The organism is Halostella sp. PRR32, assembly GCF_034808085.1.
Taxonomy (GTDB): domain Archaea; phylum Halobacteriota; class Halobacteria; order Halobacteriales; family Natronoarchaeaceae; genus Halostella; species Halostella pelagica.
Map to the genome: position 1 here is coordinate 1 of NZ_JAXHGL010000180.1, position 261 is coordinate 261.

General features: G+C 70.9%; 1 pseudogene. It reads right to left on the reverse strand.

The annotated features are described in order from the left end of the window. Positions 1 to 261, reverse strand: a pseudogene (locus tag SM753_RS20805) (chemotaxis protein); the annotation flags it as partial.

The following is a 261-nucleotide window of genomic DNA, read 5'->3' on the forward strand; positions in this document are numbered from 1 at the left end:
TCGCGCTGCTCGTCGGCACCAACGGAGATCTCCTGGACGGACTCGGTCACCTGTGCGCTCGCCTTCCGGACCTCGTCGGTCGACGTCGCGACGCTCCCGGACTCCTCCTCGACGGCGGCCGCGAACTCGCGGGCCGCCCGAACGGTCTCCTCGAGGTCGTCGAGCATCTCGTTGAACGACGTCGCGACCGCGGTCATCGCCTCGCTCTCCGACGACCCCTCGAGGCGCTGCGTGAGGTCGCCGTCGGCGCACGCGTCCATC